This window comes from Moraxella sp. K02, assembly GCF_041154755.1.
Taxonomy (GTDB): domain Bacteria; phylum Pseudomonadota; class Gammaproteobacteria; order Pseudomonadales; family Moraxellaceae; genus Faucicola.
Genome location: NZ_AP031590.1, coordinates 1,962,109 through 1,981,453, shown reverse-complemented (window position 1 = coordinate 1,981,453; position 19,345 = coordinate 1,962,109). Strand labels below are relative to the sequence as shown.

Here is a 19,345-nt window from a genome sequence, read left to right as displayed (position 1 = left end):
TATCGTTAATTTTATTTTAAATTAAAAAACAATTTAATATATTTTAATAAAATTTTGGAGAATTACGTTATTTTTTCTTAAATGAAGTGAAAGGGTGGGGGTAAAAAAATTCTAATTTTTGAAGTTTCTCTGTGCCCTTAATTTTCTAGTATACTTTAAATCATTTAAATTGATAAAGGAATTACGTAGTATTAATCATTGATATTAAAGAAAATATATATTAAGATACATTAAGATAAAATAATATTCTAATCGTGGCAAACCTTGACATGGTGGGGGTAGTCTGTTCGAGTCAGATTATGCCTACCATATTCCAAAAGCCCCAGTCGATTGATTGGGGCTTTTTTATTGCAGTGATATCAGGGGTTTACGTGGTTTTTCGAGAGTCAAAATTTTAACCACTTTTGTGATTCTGGGCACAGAAAAATCGCTTAAAAATATTGTGTGTCCATTTTGTGCCCAAATTGTGCCTTGGTTAATTTTTGAGCAAGTAGATTTTGACCCCCGCCCGAATTTAAAAGACATGAAATTGAGTTATTATTTTTCGGGTTTCATTGCTTATTTTAAATAGCCTTCATCCCTTAAAAAAAATCCTTTTAAGGTGTCCCTATCAAAACTATAAACATGAGCAAGTGGCGATTCACGACATCGACCAATCAGTAACTCTTTATGGTCGGGCTTGCCGTAGTCTAATTCAATACGAGCAGAACAAATTGGACAAGTCGATACAAATGCTGTTATTCGAGCAATCCTGAATTTTGAATCTCCCTTATACATTTCCATATCGGCATTGTCTGTATTAACACTTGCGAACATCAATGGTGCTTTGCTTACTCTGTAATTCATTAAGTGGTGGATTGGTCTGTAAACCCATATCCCAACAAAATAAGACAAAGGGATAAAAGCTAAGAATAATATAGCCTCTGTAACTCTCCCCTAAAATAAAACAGCTCAGACATAGCCTTATTTAGAAACCGATCGTGGACTTGAATTCTTTGCTGAAAAGGTTCAGAAGAAAATGATGGAGTATGGCATCAAATTTAGACCCAATAAACCAGAGTCGCCACATCTCAATGGTAAAGTTGAGCGTTCTCAAAAGACTGATAAAACTGAATTCTATGCAACCGTAGATATCACGTCCGAAAACCTTCAGGACCAATTGGCTGAATGGCAGCATTACTATAATTGACTAAGACCACATTCAGCTTTGAAGGAAAAACACCCATGGAAAGGCATTTTGAATTAAGCGAGGAAACGCCTTTTTCTGATGAGGTGCAGAACCAATATAACCCATCGGACGAACGTATTCAAAATGCCAATTATAAAGGGGATTTAGAGATAGCCAAATTGAAACGATCTCTATGAATCATACATTTAATTTAATTTAATTCCAATGCACCAATTACCGCTTTGCCCCAACTTGGCAACTCTTGACTAATCGAATACCAAATCCAAGTGCCTTTACGCTCACTTTTTAAAATACCGATTTGCTTTAATTGGTTTAAATGCCGTGAGATAGTTGGCTGTGGTTGGTCTAACACGCTGATAATGTCACACACGCATAACGCTTGCTTCTGATTAAGTAGTTGCACAATTTTTAATCTGGTGGGGTCGCTTAACGCCTTGAGAAAGTCTGTTTTATTCATATATTTACATATCCAAATATATAGATTATAGTATAGCTCAATTTTAACAGGTTTCTATAGGCAGTCAATGATTACCGCATTACTCATTTTTCTAGTGACTTTGATATTTGTAATATGGCAACCTAAAGGCTTGGGTATCGGTTGGACTGCCAGTATCGGGGCTGGGATAGCTTTGCTATTAGGGGTAATAACGGTTGCCGATATTCCTGTAGTGTGGAATATTGTTTGGAACGCTACCTTTGCTTTTATTGCCATTATCATCATTAGTCTGTTACTTGATGAAGCAGGCTTTTTCCGCTATATCGCCTTGCACGTTGCAAGATTAGCAAAAGGTAGCGGTAATCGGTTGTTTGCTTTTATTGTGCTACTTGGGGCGGTGGTATCGGCATTGTTTGCCAATGATGGTGTGGCTTTGATATTAACACCCATTGTGATTGCGATTTTAACCACGTTACGCTTTTCCCCTGCGACTACCCTTGCTTTTATTATGACAGCAGGGTTTATCGCTGATACCGCCAGTATTCCGCTCGTGGTGTCTAATTTGGTAAATATTGTGTCGGCTGACTTTTTTAAAATCCCTTTTACCGATTATGCCAAAGTGATGATACCAGTAAACGTGGTAGCGGTTGTCACCTCATTATTGGTATTGTATGGGTTTTATCATAAAGACATTCCTACGGTTTATGCGTTGGACTTAATCGAAAACTCACAATCGGCTATCGTGGATAAAAATACCTTTATCATGGGTTGGGTGGTGTTGGCGTTACTTTTGTTGGGTTTTTTTGTACTTGAGCCTATAGGTGTACCCATTAGCTTCATTGCAGGGGTTGGAGCGTTGGTGTTGGTTGTGGTAGCGAAAATGGGTAAAAAAATAACGGTGCTACCGATTGTCAAAAATGCCCCGTGGCAAGTGGTGATATTTTCATTGGGTATGTATTTGGTGGTGTATGGTTTAAAAAATGCAGGGCTGACCGATTATTTAGCTCATGAGTTAAGCCAACTCGCTAATCATGGCATGATGACAGCTACAGTAGGAACAGGGTTATTATCGGCAGGGCTTTCATCTGTAATGAATAATATGCCAACGGTGCTAATTCAAGCTTTAGCGATTGATGAGGCGACTATCCATGACCCCATGATAAAGCAAGCCATGATTTATGCCAATGTAATAGGCTGTGATTTAGGCACGAAAATTACCCCGATTGGCTCACTTGCTACCTTATTATGGTTGCACGTTTTAGCCAGTAAAAATATTACGGTGAGTTGGGGCTATTATATTAGAGTCGGTATTATTTTAACCTTGCCTGTATTGGTGGCTACATTGGTTGCATTGGCAATTTGGTTGCCAATCATTCAATAATTTTAAAACTTTAAAAGGAACAAGTATGCAAAATATCACAATTTACCACAACCCTAACTGTGGCACATCACGCAACACGCTTGCTCTTATCAAACATCAGGGCATTGAGCCCTCTATTATTCATTATTTGGATAACCCACCTGATGAAACAACCCTGCGTGATTTAATTACCAAAATGGGTATTACCCCAAGACAATTACTGCGTGTAAATGTGGCGCCTTACGCTGAACATAAACTAGATAACCTTAGTTTGACTGATGATGACCTTATTCAAGCTATGTTAGCCGACCCACTTCTAATCAATCGTCCAATCGTTGTGAGTGATAAAGGCGTTAAGCTGTGCCGTCCTTCCGAAGTTGTACTAGATTTGATTGATACGCCCTTAACCAAAACCTTTATCAAAGAAGATGGGGAAAAGATTGAGCCGACAATTTAGTCAAAACACCTGTTTTTATTGAACTTGTAAGCTGTTACTGGGAATCCCCAGTAACGGCTTTCTCATTTCAGCAATAAACTATCGTATTGATTTAAACCATAACTTGTAAACTTGTATATTAGGACTTACGCAAAAACTTTTGCTTTAACGGTATAGATTGTTTTAGGTATTAAGGTGTGCCTGCATGACCTACTGAGACCTTGGTTGAGATCATACGTCCGAGGTTTTCACTTTTACGATTTGCTTCATCCCAATCAGGTGCGACACACATAAACAGTGTTTTGCCATCATCACCCCCCAAAGCCACAGCAAACACTAGTTCTGGAGCGACGTCAACCGTTTCGAGTATCTCACCCCCTTCTGCCATTCTAACGGCTCTTTGATTCACTGTATCGAACAGCACCTTCAGCATCTAAAGCACGCCCATCAGGCTTGATCAATGCTTTTTCCATACGTCTAGCGACACTTGGTTCGTCGCCTAAACTCCCAAAATTGGCAAAATCTTGTCTTTCCCCGAGTGTGCCATCCGCATGAATGGCAAATTTAGAGATACGATTGCCAAATAATTCATTGACAATCAGTGTTTTCTCATCGGGTGTTATCACCATACCATTAGGAAAGGATAAACCTTCGGCAACTTTTTGTGTTGAACCATCTGGTTTTACCAACACGATCCCTGTATCCTTATGGTCAGCACCTCCCATTAAATCATAGGCAAAATTTCCCACATAGGCATTACCATTGGGTGCGACTACCATGATGCACTTTGATAAAGGCTAACAGTGCAATTAAATGGGGTGAGAAAGGCGAACCAAGGATTATTATCGACTTAATTTTCATAGTCATGAACACAGATTGTTAATTTAAGATGAGGCGTAACTACCAAATTTCTCCATTAAAAAATCAATGAGAAGCTGTATTTTTTTAGCTTTAACAGGTGTCGGCAAATAGTATAAATAATTGGCAGGAAAGGTTATCCAATGTTCTTCAAGTATGGGTATCAGCGATGGGTTGGTTGCTAAAGGTTCGAAGATTCGCCCTATCCCTAATCCTTGCAAAGTGGCATCTAACACTTGTTCAGAGTCATTAAAAATCAGCGTGTTCTCAATGGGTTGTAGTTTATTTTCCCCATTTATCTGCAAAAATAAGGGCTCGATTCGATTACTACTCATAAAACGAAAGCCAATGATCCGATGATGTTGTAAATCATCTAAGGTCTTTGGTATGCCGTATTTGCTTGCATAGTCTAAAGAAATATACAGCCCTTGGCGAAACGCAGGATAAATGGGCTTAGCCACCACGTTATCAGTCAAGTTATTACCAAATCTTACCCCCAAATCAAACTCTGCTTCTATCAAATCTACACTAGCATTATTAATAGAGAATTCCAAAATTATCTTTGGATAACGCGCACAAAATTCTGCATAAAAAGGTTTAAATATCAACTCGAAATGTAGTTGTGATAAGGTGATTCGTACAAGACCACTTGGTTGCTGGTACTGATCTCCAATATGTTGCCAAGTGTTTTGTAACCTAGAAATCGGTTCTCGGGTTTGGCTATAAAGTTGTTCGCCAGCGTCGGTTAATTGTAGTTTACGTGTTGTGCGAACGAATAAGGCAATACCAACATTACGCTCTAATGTCTTAAGCGCCTTGCTTACCGATGGTACCGTGATACCTAGCTTTTTAGCCGCATTGGTAATCGATTTTTCTTGAACAATACTATGAAAAATCAGTAATTGCCCAAAGTCAGATTGATTCATGATAAGTTCTCTATTATTGCCTTTTAGCTAATAATATTTTAGCTTATTGTAGACTAATCGTTTGTGAATAAGCGTTTTATAATAACTTTATCTTAACTCAGTCAAATAAAGGAATAAAAATGAACCCACAAAAAATTGCCGTCATCGGAGCCACAGGGTATGTTGGGAAAGCGGTGGTCAAAGAATTAGCACAACGTGGACATCAAGTTACTGCGTTTGCCCGCCATATTGATAAAGTCGAACCCCAAGACAATGTTACTGCTGTACAAGCTGACGTGATGAGTGCGGATTTTCCACAAAAATTACAAGGGTTTGATGCCGTTGTGAGTGCATATAACCCCGGATGGACTAACCCCAATATTGGTGAAGAATTTACACAAGGTTCTCAGGCGATTATTGAAGGGGGTAAACAGGCAAATGTACCTTATCTGCTGATTATCGGCGGTGCTGGTAGTTTATATGTCGCTGACAATAAACAGTTGATTGATACACCAGATTTTCCTAAAGAAATCTTTGACGGTGCCAATGCAGCACGCCATTTAATCAAAGCGTTAACGGAACGTCATGATGTGAATTGGGCGTTTATTTCTCCGCCTGCCATGCTTGGTGTAACCGCTGGTTATAGTGAGGAGCGTACAGGAGAGTATCGTTTAGGTGACAACCACCTGTTGATGAACGGCGATATACCTGCAGGTATTAGCGTGGCGGATTTAGCGATTGCCATTGCCGATGATTTAGAAAATAAAGCCCATCTGCATCAGCATTTTACAGCGGCTGCTATTTGAATTTAACCGACTGACTTACAAGGGCAAGGCTGCTATTGTTATGCAGCCTTGTTGCTTGCAAAATTTTTTTCACAATCTATTCAATCATAATCCAGTGAAAGCTAACCTCACAAACTGCAAGCGGGTATGAGTTGAAACTGAATGATACCAAACACCCTTCAATCCTATCTTCAATATAACCTTCAACCCAATCTTTAAGCGTACCAAATTTGCTGCGCGTTAAACCAATCTTTTTAATTAGCCCAAAAATGCTCAATTAGATTGCATTTAGGTGATTAAGCTAAGTGATTAAGCTAATAAGTACATAAGGCTGCTGTACTGGTCAGCAAGTTGCTTTATCGGGTCTACTTGATTAAAGATTGCGCCTTTTTTTTCTACGGATAACAGCAGTTAATTTATCCTCACCGCCTTTATATATCCGCAAGCTAAAGTTTCCGCATGGTAGAGCGGTTAGCAAATTCCTCTATATTCTTATCAATTATAATTATTAAGCTTTGTTATTATTCTGTGGAATAATGTCACCATTCGATGATACTTGATAGGGCTTTATAGCATTTCATATCGAAAAAAATGAAAAATTTTGAGGATAAGGACACATAGTCCTAAATATTGCATAAGGTATTGTAATGAAAAAATTTTCTGCTGTACTTATTTCGGGGTTTAGTATTAGCTTGCTAGTATCAGGTTGCCAGCAAAATACCACCAAATCTGCCAATGCGGCAACCACCAATGAAGCACAGACCAATGACAGTAAGAGCGGTGATTCAAAACCACTTGAAGAAGTGCGTATCGGATTACAAAGCTCAGGGGCGTTGGTGTATTTGCGGGAAAGTAAGCTGCTTGAAAAGTCGCTCGAAAAATCCGGCATCAAAGTCAATTGGGTGCAGTTTCAATCGGGACCGCCGATGCTAGAAGCGCTAAATACCAAAAATATTGACTTTGGCACCACAGGGGACACACCACCCATTTTTGCTCAAGCTGCGGGTAGTAATTTGGTGTATGTTGCCTATGAAAAACCTTCACCACCGTCTGAAGCCGTCATTGTCCCCGCCAATTCAACCTTAAAGTCAGTGGCTGAATTAAAGGGTAAATCTGTGGCGGTGACTAAAGGCTCTAGTGCTAACTATACATTACTAAAAGCATTGGAACGTGACAAATTGAGTTTTGCTGACATAGATGTCAAGTATTTACAGCCATCTGATGCCCGTGCTGCCTTTGAATCGGGGAAATTGGATGCTTGGACCGTTTGGGAGCCTTATCTGTCGAGTGCCAAAATTGAGCTAAAAGCGCGAGTTTTGACCGACGCTACAGGTCTTAAGCCCAATAATACATCGTTTTATTTGGCATCAACGGATTTTGCTCAACAACACCCCGATGTGGTTAAAGACATTGTCAAAGCCATTGATGAAGCGGATAAAGCGATTACCGCTGACCCGGTAACTTTTAGCAAAATGATCCAAAAAGTTACCAATCTAAAACCTGATGTGGCGTTAGCCTCGGTGAAATCAAGAAATTACGGTGTCAACTATATCACCGATGACATCATTCAAGCCCAGCAGCAAGAAGCTGATACTTTTTATAAAAATAAATTGCTGCCAAAACAAATACAGGTAAAAGATATTGTTTGGTATCCACCCAAGTAAACGCTATGGCTAGTAAAAACCTAGTAAAAAGCTAGTAAAAAAGGGTAGGTAATCTTTATAACGCTAGCTTGAGCTTACTACCTTGAAGTGATACAGGCGACAGTTAAGCTTTTAACAGTCATTAATAAAGTTGCATTGATAAATTTGCATTGAGAGATTGTTTATGAAAACGTCAAGTTTTGTTGCGGATAATTCAGTGGTAGCGGCATCAAAGCCGCTACCGACGAAACCGATAAGGGTGAATGCGCCAGTCAAGACATTGTCAACCCGCAAGGTTGTTAAAACCCTGTTTGGGCGTACAGGGGGTTGGTGGTTGCCGTTACTTATGTTGGTGGGTTGGCAACTGGTAGCAAGTTTTCAATTACTGCCTGAGGCTTACCTTAAAAATATTTCGTCACCCAATGCCGTTCTTCAAGCAGGCTATGAACTCATAAAAAGTGGTGAGCTTTGGCAGCATCTTGGTATTAGTGCGCTGCGAGCGTTTGCGGGGTTGTTGATTGGCGGGTTGTTTGGGTTGGGATTTGGACTATTGACCAGTACCTTGCCTGTATTTCGCACGTTATTGGATACCACCTTTCAAATGCTGAGAAACATTCCACATTTGGCATTAATTCCCTTGGTCATCGTGTGGTTTGGGATTGATGAAGCGGCAAAGGTTTTTTTGGTGGCAGTTGGCACATTTTTTCCGATTTATTTGAATACCTATCATGGCGTCCGTAATGTGGATAAACATCTGGTCGAGATGGCAAAAAGCTATGATTTAACAGGTTGGGCATTGTTTAAAGAAGTGATTTTACCTGGGGCATTGCCGAGTATTTTGGTGGGGGTGCGTTTTTCATTGGGCATTATGTGGCTGACGCTGATTGTGGCGGAAACCATTTCGGCCACCACAGGCATTGGGTATTTAGCCATGCATGCTCGCGAGTTTTTTCAGATTGATATCATTATGTTTTCAATCTTGGTTTATGCATTATTAGGATTTTTAGCCGATTTTATTGCCAAAAAGCTTGAGTTTGTTTGGCTCAAATGGCACCCCGCTTACCAACAAGGAGCACACTAATGTCAACGCCATTGTCAGCACCATTGTCAGCGCCATTCAGAACGCCATCAAAAACCTCAGCAGGATTGGCTTTAAGCTTAACCAATGTGGTCAAAAAATTTGACAATCGAGAAGTCATCAAAGACCTAGATTTGCACATTCAAAGTGGTGATTTTATCGCTATTGTCGGGCACAGTGGCTGTGGCAAATCAACGTTGCTGCGTTTACTTGCTCAGTTAGAAACGGCGAGTAGTGGGGAGTTGACAGCCATGTCAATTGCCAACCAAGCCATGTCGCCTCAGGCATGGCGACAATCCACGCGGCTGATGTTCCAAGATGACCGATTATTGCCTTGGAAAACGGTACTGGAAAATGTGGGGCTTGGGCTAAAAACGCCAGACTGGAAAGCGCAAGCGTTGAAAGCGTTAGCGGAAGTCGGCTTGGCAGAGCGGGCTGATGATTGGCCATCGGCATTGTCAGGGGGACAAAAGCAGCGAGTGGCTTTGGCTAGAGCGATTATTCATCGTCCGCAGCTGTTGCTACTTGATGAGCCATTGGGGGCACTCGATGCGTTAACCCGTCTTGATATGCAGCAACTGTTGGTCAAATTATGGCAAGAACATCGATTTACGGTGATTTTAGTGACCCATGATGTCAGTGAAGCGGTCATCACTGCTGATAGGGTGATTTTAATTGAACAAGGCAAAATTGGACTAGATTTGCCAATCTTATTGCCCCATCCCCGTAATAATATGACTAAAACTGCGCCATTTGAGCAAATTGTGCTGGATAAGATTTTAGCGGTGCATTGAGTCTGTCAATCGTTCAATGGCAAGCCACTGACACACTTTGGCGCCCTTTGGTACCCCTTATTTAGCAAAAGCCCATTAAAAAATTGATGGGCTTTTTTTATGCTCACCCCATCAATCAAATGACATGCTATTCATCACATTTCTTGCTATAGATAGCAAAATATCTTGGTTATCTTTGCGAAAAAAAATCTTTACCATGATGCCTTATTCAAGCATTTAGCGGTAAGGAATTAGCATGACGGATTTTAATCAGCCATGGTGCCAAACAAGCCTGTTAATCAAGGGCGAGCGCTACTACTGCTACAACAGGCAAAATTAATTGGGCTAAAAGACCCAAATAATTTTCTGTCTAACTTAAGCGATATCAGCAGCAATCCAAAACAATTGCAGTTTATTGAAGTCGAAGGCCCGCAGACCGCACGAGCGATTGATGATGCTGATTTGGTGTTTAACTACCCGCATAATTTGCGCTTAGCCAAAACCATTGACCCCAACCAAGCTTTAGTCTTTGATGATACCACCAACAACCGCTATGCGATTTTATTTGTCACTCGTGATGATTTTGCCCGAAAAAATCCTGAGCGCGCCGAACAGCTGAAAAAATTTATTCACATTTATCAAACTTCCCCTAACGTAAAACAAGTGCTAAACAAAGAAATCGGGGAAAAACTTTGGTTTCCAGGTTGGACCTCGTAATGCGTTAACAAGTTTTAGCCATAACAATTACAAAGGATCATGCTATGCAATCATTTACTCATATTACCCAAGATAGCAGTCATTCATCACTTCCCTATATCCGAATCGATAAGGTCAATAAGTTTTATCAAGGACAGGCGCAAGCGATTCATGCACTAAAAGATATCTCACTTGAGGTGCCAACAGGCAAAATTCTGGGTATTATCGGTAAAAGCGGGGCAGGCAAATCATCTTTATTACGCATTATTAACGGCTTGGAGTCGATTAGTGATGGTCATGTTTATATTGATGATAACAATGTGGCAGCACTCAACCAAGCACAGCTGCGACAACTGCGTCAAGGTATTGGTATGATTTTTCAGCATTTTAATCTGCTGTCGAGTAAAACAGTACAAGACAACGTCGCCTTGCCATTAAAAGTCGCCAAAGTAAGTCAGGCTGATATCAAGAAACGTGTGGCGCAAGTGCTCGAGATGGTGGGGCTCAGTGATAAAGCATTGATGTATCCTTCCCAGTTATCAGGCGGTCAAAAACAGCGGGTGGGCATTGCGCGGGCGCTCGTGAATGAACCCAAAATGTTATTGTGTGATGAAGCCACGTCAGCACTAGACCCAGAAAGTACCCAGTTAATTTTGCAGTTACTCAAGCAAATTAATAAAAAACTTGGCATTACCATTGTGCTCATTACCCATGAAATGCAAGTCATTCGAGATATTTGTGACCAAGTGATTGTCATTAACCAAGGGCAAATCGTTGAAACAGGACCGGTGTGGAAAGTATTTGCCTCACCAATGCACACCATGACCCAAGAGTTACTAGGCTATAACCAGTCATCCATTGATTTGGGTGAGGATAAACTCACTGACAAGCACAATGCCACTCGTACAGCAGCGCCCCCTTTTTTGCCCGAATTGCTGAAGTAATTCTGCGTGAAGTTGACCCAGGGCTTATAGAAGCGGCACAAGCAATTGGCTGCAACCGTACACAGATTATTCAGCATGTCTTGCTGCCTGAAGCATTGCCTGGGATTATTGCCGGATTTACCGTGACACTTGTCACCATGATTAACTCATCTGCCATTGCTGGCGCGATTGGTGCTGGCGGCTTGGGCGATATCGCCTATCGTTATGGCTATCAGCGTTTTGATGTGCAAATGATGGTATTGGTGATAGTCATTTTGGTGGCGTTGGTTATGTTGGTGCAAGCCACCGGCGATAGTCTGGCTCAATGGGTCGATAAACGCCAATTGTAGCCATGCAGGTTTACCACTTTGATTGGCAAATCTGATATAGCAAAAAATCAGCTAAATAATGCAGATATTGTTGTTTCACAAGCGGCTTAATTTTTCGTTTAATGGGGTTATCGAAATGTCATCGATTTACAGTATTAAACTAAATTAAGGGATAAAGATGTCTATCACTCAAAATTTCACAAATCAACCAAATCCAGCCATTCCACTCAATATCGTTGCGGTATCAGGTGGGCTCAACACACCATCAAAAACCGAAAGTCTGGTGCAAAATATTGTAGATGAGTTGGCACAAGCCACGCCCATCAACGTGCATTTTATCAAGCTGAGTGAAATCGGGCCTTTACTCAGTGGGGCGATTTATCGTAACCAACTGCCAGAACGTGTGCAAAACGACTTGGCAGCGATTGAAGCGGCGGACGCCTTGATTGTAGGAACACCGGTATATCGCGCGTCTTTTACCGGATTGTTTAAACACTTATTTGACTTTGTAGAGCAAACCGCGCTCGTGGATGTGCCAGTATTATTGGCAGCGTCGGGTGGTAGCGAGCGTCATGCACTGGTACTAGAGCACCAACTGCGCCCATTGTTTAGTTTTTTCCAAGCGCAGACATTGCCAATAGGCGTGTATGCGATGGATAAAGACTTTACCCCAGAATACACCGTCTCAAGCCAACAGTTGCGTGACCGTATTGTGTTAGCGGTGGCGCGCGCGTTGCCGATACTTGAGTGGGCACCCGCCAAAGGCCGACGCGCCCAAGCCATTAAAGAAAAATCAGCGCAAGCCAATCAGCAGTTAGGGATTAATAAACAAGTCGAACAAGCCGAAATATTACCCTCTGTGGCAGTGCCAGATTTATCGAGCGCCGAAGCCAGACTATACCCGCAAACTACTCAATCATCCCCTAAAAACCATCCATCCGTCGCCTGAAGGGCACATGCCTTAGTGCGTATTAGCTGATATCAAAGGCTCAGTATGAGTAAATATAACCCGAGCAACAAACTGCTTGGGTTATTCGAATTTTGTTTTTTTGTGTGATTGGCATATGTAATTTTGGAATATTAATTTGTTTGATAGGCGTTTGTTGTCCTAGGCCGCTCGGCTTACACTAATTTTATTCATTATCGGATTATTTGGGCCAACAGACTATGAATTTTCAACAACTTCGTATTATTCGAGAAACGGTACGCTGTGACTATAACTTGACGGAAGTAGGCAATGCATTATTTACCTCACAATCGGGTGTGTCCAAACATATCAAAGACTTAGAAGATGAGCTTGGGGTAGGGCTGTTTGTGCGTAAGGGTAAACGGCTATTAGGTTTGACCGAGCCGGGTAAAGAGTTATTGGTGATTGTAGAGCGGATGCTACATGATGCCAACAATATCAAAACCTTGGCTGAACAATATACCAGCCAAGATAAAGGCGAATTGACCATCGCAGCCACCCATACCCAATCTCGTTATATTTTGCCACCCGTTGTGCAAGCGTTTAAACAGCTTTTTCCTAAGGTGCATTTGCGATTGTTACAAGCCGCACCGCCAGAAATTGCGGCAATGCTACTTGATGGACGAGCGGATATTGGCATTGCCACCGAAGCCTTGTCAAGCTATAGCGAGCTTGTGACTTTTTCTTATTATCACTGGTATCATGCGATTGTGGTGCCGCCCAATCACCCCTTGACCCAGCTTGAACAGGTAACGCTTGCCGACATTGCCCATTATCCGATTATCACTTACATTAATGGTCATACCGGGCGAACGATGATTGATGAAGCGTTCGCCAAAGCAGAATTACAGCCTGATATCGTGATGACCGCATTGGATTCTGATGTGATAAAAACTTATGTGGAGTTTGGCATGGGCATTGGTATCATCGCGGATATGGCGTTTAATCCCAATAAAGACGCCCATTTGACGTTACTTAATTGTGAGCCACTGTTTCATCAAAATACGACGTTACTGGCAGTGCGACAAGGGCATTTTTTACGGGGGTTTGGTTATCAGTTTTTAGCCTTGTGTAACCCCACGTTAACCCAAGCAACAATGCATGATGCCATACAACCTAGCAGCTAACGCTAAATCCTGATAAGCAAGTTGGCAAAACTTATCGTCTGCTACATCCGATGTAATACGCATGAAACTCGCTTGCTGTCTTGCTTACTGTGCTATTTTTAAGATTTGGGCTTGTTTATCTGCTGTTGATATGACTTCATTTGACGATAAAACGCTTTATGGTGAAAACTGTAAAGCGTTTTTTTTGATGTCACTGCTTTAGCGATTAAATTGATAGGGTTAGCAGCAAAATTATTAAGTATTTTTTGTGCTAACCAAAGCAGTTTTTGTTATTTTTTATTGAGCGATATTTGCCTTAAGCTTATGGCTACTGATAAACCGCCAACGACAAAAGGCGAGTTATCTTAATCAATTTTTGAGCTTACAAGCAGGGGTTACGATGAAAATTTTTTGGTTTATACCGACACATGGCGACAGTCGTTATTTAGGTACGAGTAAAGGGGCAAGAACTGTTGACCATACCTATATGAAGCAAATTGCAGTGGCAGCCGATAACCTCGGCTATGAGGGCGTGTTGATTCCGACAGGTCGCTCATGCGAGGACCCTTGGCTGGTCGCTGCTAGTCTCATTGATGCGACCAATCGCTTAAAGTTTTTGGTGGCATTACGCCCTGGGGTGACGACACCCGCGCTTGCCGCTCGTATGACAGGCACCTTTGATCGTTTATCGAATGGTCGATTACTGCTTAATCTGGTCACAGGCGGCGATGAACAAGAGCTTAAAGGCGATGGCATCTTTGAAGACCACGCGACGCGTTATCAGACAGCCAGTGAATACACCACGATTTGGCGAGAGATTTTAACCCGCTCGCACACCGGCGAATCCTTTACTTTTAACGGTGAACGCTTGCAAGTCGAGGATGCCAAATTGCTATATCCCCCTCTACAACAGCCATATCCGCCCTTGTGGTTTGGCGGTTCATCTGAGGCGGCGCAAACACTGGCTGCCGAACAAGTTGACAGTTATTTGACGTGGGGTGAGCCGCCTGTCGCCGTCAAAGAGAAGATTGAGCAGCTTAAAACCAAAGCCGCTGCCAAAGGTCGTACATTAAGCTATGGTATTCGTCTGCACGTGATTGTGCGTGAAACCAATGAAGCCGCTTGGCAAGCTGCTGATGAATTATTGAGTTATGTCAATGATGACACCATTGCCGCCGCCCAAGCCAAATTCGCCCAGATGGACTCGGTGGGACAACAACGTATGGCAGCCTTGCATGGCGGTCGCCGTGATAACTTAGAAATTTCGCCCAACTTATGGGCAGGGATTGGACTGGTGCGTGGTGGTGCAGGCACCGCACTGGTGGGCGACCCACAAACCGTTGCCGCGCGTATTCAAGAGTATGCTGATTTGGGCATTGATAACTTTATTTTTTCAGGCTATCCACACTTGGAAGAAGCCTATCGGTTTGCAGAATTGGTTTTCCCATTGTTACCGATAGACACCCAAAACACCTTGGTCAAGCCAAATTTGACAGGACCGTTTGGTGAAATTGTCGCTAATAACTATGCACCCCCGCAACAAACCAGCGACACTGCAACCCCAAAAAAACCCGCCACTGCTGCACCCAAACACGCCATTGCCTCTTAAATTTATCTTAAAGGCGTCTTAAATACTTGTGATAAAACGTGCTAACTAAGGCACGTTTTACGCCTCATCTATACCTATCATCTGATAGGGCGCGGAATCCACCCTAGCCATGATAAGCATCTTTTAACTGATAGACCTTTTAACTGATAAACACTTTTTTTAAAAGTGGTAGCCAGTTATACCGTGAGATTAGACCAGCAAGCTACTCTGCAAAAGTTAAGCATCAAGGTATCAATATCCCAACTTTTTTTAGCAAATGCAAAGCAGGAAAAGCGACTTCTCTATAATGGGTTACATTTGCAATTTGAATAAATGATTGATAGCAATGAAAATTTTTAAATTAATACTGTTAATTTTGCATTTTGTAGTATGTCATTTTTTAATCAATAGTTTAGTTTTGTAATTTTATGGGTGATAAAAGTTATTTTAACGCTTTTTGCTTTTTGCGGCTTATATAATAAAAAGGATTTAAATTTTAAATAATAAAACTATGAGATAAATAAATTTAAATCAAGCACTTCACTATGATCAACTAACTATAAAGGCAATAAAAGATGACAACTGAAAACAACGAAAAACTTTCTTTATTAGACGATGTGGCATTAAAAGCCCAAATGCTCATGGCAAACCTAAAAGAGGGCGCTAATGATGGCTATGACCATTCTGTGACCAGCGCCGGTGAAAAGGGCTTAAAATCAGGCAAAGTTTCTGAACTCACCGCCATCGCCCCCTTAACCAAAGATGGGGCAGCTCGTATCAAGCGAATTTTAGAAATTACCAAAGGCAATCTTGCAGGGGCGACCAATGTAGGCACCTTACATGATTTGCGGCTGGTGTTTTTAGACAATGACACCAAGCTCCTGTTTTGTACCGCCTATGATGGCGATTGGGACGCCTACATCAATGACTTTGCTACCAAAATTCCAGAACTCATGGACTTGATTTTTGGCAATGTAGAGGGTTGGCCTGGGATTAAAGACCCGACGGTCAAGCAATTTATCCTTGACCATCAGATTACCGCTACCGGTTGGTATGTAGGTGTGCCTCATCTGACGGTTCGTGATATTGCGCGTAATGACAAAATCGTGCGTGGCATCAATAAAGCCATTGAACAAGCCCAATAAGCCCGCTTAGAACCTGTATTCACCATATCACGTTTATCGTACTATTATAAGGGTACTATTCCAAGCTTACGCTGAACGGGCAAGCTTTAGGTTAAAATTTCGATACAAAAGCCATTTGTTGCGTGATTTTTACCATAAGCGATATTTAGCGTGGTGTATGGTGAGCAGGTTCTTAGCATCAAATTTTTGAAATTCTCTGCTAGGAACGACCATGAATAACGACAACCCAGCGAATGAAAGCCTACTTGGCAAATTAAAAACCCATCTACAAGATGGTATCGAGCATGGCATAGAGGCCGTTAAAGACAAATTTGAACACAGCGATACACCCACTGAAAAAGGCAGTGTCAAAGAACGGGTACACGAAGCCAAACAAAAAATCAGCACGCAGCTGCACAGCTTCACCACACGGGCAACGAACGCTATCTATCCCAATATCGCCACGATGGAACTTGAGGATATTCAAGCCATCATTTTGCATGACCGCCCTGCACCTTACTATGGCACGCTTGTCGCGCTAAAAGTCAATGACAGCATCGCGGGTCGTGAATTACTAAAAGCGGTATTACCAAACGTCACAGGCTCAAAAAATTTCCAAAAAGATATGGATGCCAATTTGACCATTGTGATGACGTATGAGGGGCTAAAAGCTTTAGGCTTACCGCAAAGCTCGCTTGATTCTTTCCCAGAAAATTTCAAAACAGGGATGGCAGGCCGCTCCGATATCTTGGGTGACAAAGGCGATAATGACCCTAGCAACTGGCTTGCGCCATTTGGTGATAAAGGCGATATTCATATTTGCGGCGCGTTGATTGCCGATAGCCAAGAAAAATGGCAAGCCAAACTTGCCGAACTTAAACAGGCGTTTGCCCCTTATCTAGATGCCAGCCGCAACGCTATCGAAATCTTGGTAGAACATGATTTTGGCGCAGATGGTGACGTCAAAAACGTGTTTGGTTATCGCGATGGGATCAGTAACCCAGAAGTTGATGGCAGTGGTATCACGCTTGAAAATAACACCGAACGCCCGATTGCGGCGGGTGAATTTGTGTTAGGTTATAAAGGTGAAGCGGGCGTGGTACCCCCTATGCCACAACCAGAAGTATTGGGTAAAAACGGCTCGTTTATGGTACTGCGAAAATACCGCAGTAATGTGGCTGACTTTCACCGCTATTGCCTAGAACAAAGCGACAATGACCCAGCTAAAGCCGATAAACTGGGGGCAAAAATGTTCGGTCGCTGGCGTTCGGGTGCCCCCATCACCCTAAGCCCAGACCACGATGATGAAGCCCTCGGCAAAGACAATGTAGCAAACAATAAATTTGACTACACGGACGATCCCTATGGCAAAGGCTGCCCGTTTGGTGCCCATGCTCGCCGTATGAACCCCCGCAATACCAAAGATTTTATTCTAAGCGATGTGCGTCTTCACCGTATCATCCGCCGTAGCGTTTCGTATGGCGATATCGTGCCACCCAACGTGACCCAAGACGACGGCCAAGACCGGGGTTTATTTTTTATCGGTATCAACGCGCATGCCATGGACACGCTTGAGTTTTTGCAAAGCCAATGGATTAATGACGGTAACTTTATGAACCTTGGGGAAGAACGTGACCCAATGCTAGGCGTACACGCAGGTAGTGACGCTGATAGCGATGTGTTCACCGTACCCGACGAGCCAATTCGTAAGCGTCATACCAATATTTTGCAATTTAATACCCTACAAGGCGGTGAATATCTTTTTGTACCAAGCTTGTCGGCACTTAAATGGATTAGTGAGCTTAACGAAAATTCATACTAGAGTAAAACTAAATAAAAAAAGGTTAGGCGTTTTTAGTACCGCTAACCTTATAAAATAATGAAAATAACAAAGGACAATCATCATGTTAAATAAATTATTCGGTCGTCGTTATGCCAAGTTTGACCCAGCCATCGACCAGCTTACTAGCGACGATGAAAAAGCCATCGACCAAATCACAGCAGACATTCGTGACTATATCGGCAAATCAGACACGGTTAGCAAAATCAACTATCACACCCGAGATGCCCATGCCAAAGGCTACTGTGCATTAAAAGCCAACTTTGAGATTTTACCAAAACTGCCCAAAGAATATGCCCAAGGTATCTATGCCAAACCCGCTCGCCATGAAGCGGTGATTCGTTTTTCTAACGGTTCATCTCGTGTGGCTGCTGACAACAAGTTGGGACTTTCTCAAGGGTTGGCGATTAAAGTCTTTGGTGTCAAAGGCGAAAAATTACTGCCAGATGAGCCAGATAGCCCAAACTTTGACTACAATCTGATTAATTTCCCTATTTTCTTTTGTAACACCATTCAAGACTATAGTTATATTTCACGGCTATTTTTACAATTAAATGATTATTTTGCCAAAGGCGCGAAAGGGCAAGCTAAATTTGCCTTTGACTGGGTTACCCAATATGGCAAAAAACTACCATCCAAAGAATCCCTCAAGACTTTTAGGGCTTTTAGTAAGTTTAAAACCATCAAACCGCAAAATACCTTGTTATACAGTTTTTACTCACAAGGGGCTGTGCGTCATGGCGACTATATGGCAAAAATCCGTGTCGCCCCGACCAAAGCGTCACAAGCCAAAATCAAACGCCGTGACCTAGATGTCAATGCCACCAGCGAGGCGATTCGTCCTCTGATTTTACAAGAAATCCGTGAGCATGATTATGAGTTTGATGTGCAAATTCAACTGTGCCGTAACTTAAAAGACCAGCCCATCAATGATTTGACCAAAGAATGGGATGAAAAAGACGCGCCATTTGTGACAGTGGCAAAACTTACCATCCCTTGCCAAGATGTACCGGATAACGGTAACTTTGACATTATGGAACATTTGTCATTTACCCCGTTTCGCTGTATTGAAGCCAACCGTCCGATTGGTAATTTGCAGCACGCGCGACTGCGTGCCTATCAAACCGCCTCGACCACGCGCCATCGTTTAAATCATAAAAAACGTGCCGAGCCAACCAACCTAAAACAGGCATTTGATAAAGATTTTTACAGCCTGTAAATTTGGCAAAAAATCAGTAGCAGGGCGGTTATGGGGGCATTGTTTAGGGCAATATGTTATCCATCGGGTAAAAAACTACATCGTCCTCAA

16 protein-coding genes and 4 pseudogenes are annotated in these 19,345 nt (G+C 42.1%); 16 read left to right on the top strand and 4 right to left on the bottom strand.

What is annotated here, in order from left to right:
- Positions 1-967 precede the first annotated feature (967 nt).
- Positions 968-1,365: pseudogene (locus tag ACAM39_RS08885) on the top strand (integrase core domain-containing protein); the annotation flags it as partial.
- Positions 1,366-1,379: 14 nt separating this feature from the next.
- Here the strand turns inward: ACAM39_RS08885 and ACAM39_RS08880 are convergent.
- A complete protein-coding gene (locus ACAM39_RS08880) occupies positions 1,380-1,646 on the bottom strand; it encodes an ArsR/SmtB family transcription factor (protein WP_369627399.1) in 267 nt (88 codons plus the stop codon).
- A gap of 67 nt (positions 1,647-1,713) precedes the next feature.
- Here ACAM39_RS08880 and ACAM39_RS08875 point away from each other — a divergent pair, with 67 nt between their 5' ends.
- Both ACAM39_RS08875 and arsC read left to right on the top strand, forming a co-directional pair.
- Complete coding sequence (locus ACAM39_RS08875; RefSeq protein WP_369627398.1) at positions 1,714-3,006, top strand: arsenic transporter; 1,293 nt, start codon at positions 1,714-1,716, stop codon at positions 3,004-3,006.
- A 25-nt stretch (positions 3,007-3,031) separates the two neighbouring features.
- Positions 3,032-3,442, top strand: coding sequence for an arsenate reductase (glutaredoxin) (gene arsC / locus ACAM39_RS08870; protein ID WP_369627397.1), 411 nt, complete (start codon positions 3,032-3,034; stop codon positions 3,440-3,442).
- A gap of 169 nt (positions 3,443-3,611) precedes the next feature.
- Here the strand turns inward: arsC and ACAM39_RS08865 are convergent, their stop codons facing one another.
- From ACAM39_RS08865 to ACAM39_RS08855, 3 genes are all read right to left on the bottom strand, one after another.
- Positions 3,612-3,809, bottom strand: coding sequence for a hypothetical protein (locus tag ACAM39_RS08865; protein ID WP_369627396.1), 198 nt, complete (start codon positions 3,807-3,809; stop codon positions 3,612-3,614).
- Between the two features lies 1 nt (position 3,810).
- A complete protein-coding gene (locus ACAM39_RS08860; RefSeq protein WP_369627395.1) occupies positions 3,811-4,200 on the bottom strand; it encodes an SMP-30/gluconolactonase/LRE family protein in 390 nt (129 codons plus the stop codon).
- 105 nt (positions 4,201-4,305) lie between these two features.
- The gene (locus ACAM39_RS08855; protein WP_369627394.1) at positions 4,306-5,205 is read right to left on the bottom strand and encodes a LysR family transcriptional regulator; all 900 of its coding nucleotides are present in this window, start codon (positions 5,203-5,205) and stop codon (positions 4,306-4,308) included.
- A 119-nt stretch (positions 5,206-5,324) separates the two neighbouring features.
- Between ACAM39_RS08855 and ACAM39_RS08850 the strand changes: the two genes are divergently transcribed.
- The 13 genes and pseudogenes from ACAM39_RS08850 (at position 5,325) to ACAM39_RS08790 (ending at position 19,255) form a co-directional block, all read left to right on the top strand.
- Entirely contained in the window at positions 5,325-5,990 is a 666-nt protein-coding gene (locus ACAM39_RS08850; protein WP_369627393.1) for an NAD(P)-dependent oxidoreductase, read from the top strand.
- A gap of 626 nt (positions 5,991-6,616) precedes the next feature.
- Positions 6,617-7,633, top strand: a complete 1,017-nt coding sequence (locus tag ACAM39_RS08845; RefSeq protein ID WP_369627392.1) for an aliphatic sulfonate ABC transporter substrate-binding protein — start codon at positions 6,617-6,619, stop codon at positions 7,631-7,633.
- Between the two features lie 163 nt (positions 7,634-7,796).
- Positions 7,797-8,693: an ABC transporter permease subunit gene (locus ACAM39_RS08840; protein WP_369627391.1), complete on the top strand. Its 897-nt coding sequence runs from the start codon at positions 7,797-7,799 to the stop codon at positions 8,691-8,693.
- Complete coding sequence (locus tag ACAM39_RS08835) at positions 8,693-9,484, top strand: ATP-binding cassette domain-containing protein (RefSeq protein WP_369627390.1); 792 nt, start codon at positions 8,693-8,695, stop codon at positions 9,482-9,484. The genes ACAM39_RS08840 and ACAM39_RS08835 overlap by 1 nt, the downstream gene beginning before the upstream one ends.
- Positions 9,485-9,739: 255 nt before the next feature.
- A pseudogene (locus ACAM39_RS08830) lies at positions 9,740-10,180 on the top strand (MetQ/NlpA family ABC transporter substrate-binding protein); the annotation flags it as partial.
- Positions 10,181-10,224: 44 nt separating this feature from the next.
- A pseudogene (locus tag ACAM39_RS08825) lies at positions 10,225-11,049 on the top strand (methionine ABC transporter ATP-binding protein); the annotation flags it as partial.
- 17 nt (positions 11,050-11,066) lie between these two features.
- Positions 11,067-11,432, top strand: a pseudogene (locus ACAM39_RS08820) (ABC transporter permease subunit); the annotation flags it as partial.
- A gap of 157 nt (positions 11,433-11,589) precedes the next feature.
- A complete protein-coding gene (msuE, locus tag ACAM39_RS08815) occupies positions 11,590-12,360 on the top strand; it encodes an FMN reductase (RefSeq protein ID WP_369627389.1) in 771 nt (256 codons plus the stop codon).
- Positions 12,361-12,578: 218 nt separating this feature from the next.
- The gene (locus tag ACAM39_RS08810; RefSeq protein WP_369627388.1) at positions 12,579-13,505 is read left to right on the top strand and encodes a CysB family HTH-type transcriptional regulator; all 927 of its coding nucleotides are present in this window, start codon (positions 12,579-12,581) and stop codon (positions 13,503-13,505) included.
- Positions 13,506-13,884: 379 nt separating this feature from the next.
- Positions 13,885-15,093, top strand: a complete 1,209-nt coding sequence (gene ssuD, locus ACAM39_RS08805; protein ID WP_369627387.1) for an FMNH2-dependent alkanesulfonate monooxygenase — start codon at positions 13,885-13,887, stop codon at positions 15,091-15,093.
- A 554-nt stretch (positions 15,094-15,647) separates the two neighbouring features.
- The gene (locus ACAM39_RS08800) at positions 15,648-16,217 is read left to right on the top strand and encodes a hypothetical protein (protein WP_007394488.1); all 570 of its coding nucleotides are present in this window, start codon (positions 15,648-15,650) and stop codon (positions 16,215-16,217) included.
- Between the two features lie 211 nt (positions 16,218-16,428).
- Positions 16,429-18,018, top strand: a complete 1,590-nt coding sequence (locus ACAM39_RS08795) for a Dyp-type peroxidase (RefSeq protein ID WP_369627386.1) — start codon at positions 16,429-16,431, stop codon at positions 18,016-18,018.
- A gap of 82 nt (positions 18,019-18,100) precedes the next feature.
- Positions 18,101-19,255, top strand: a complete 1,155-nt coding sequence (locus tag ACAM39_RS08790) for a catalase family protein (protein WP_369627385.1) — start codon at positions 18,101-18,103, stop codon at positions 19,253-19,255.
- Positions 19,256-19,345 lie beyond the last annotated feature (90 nt).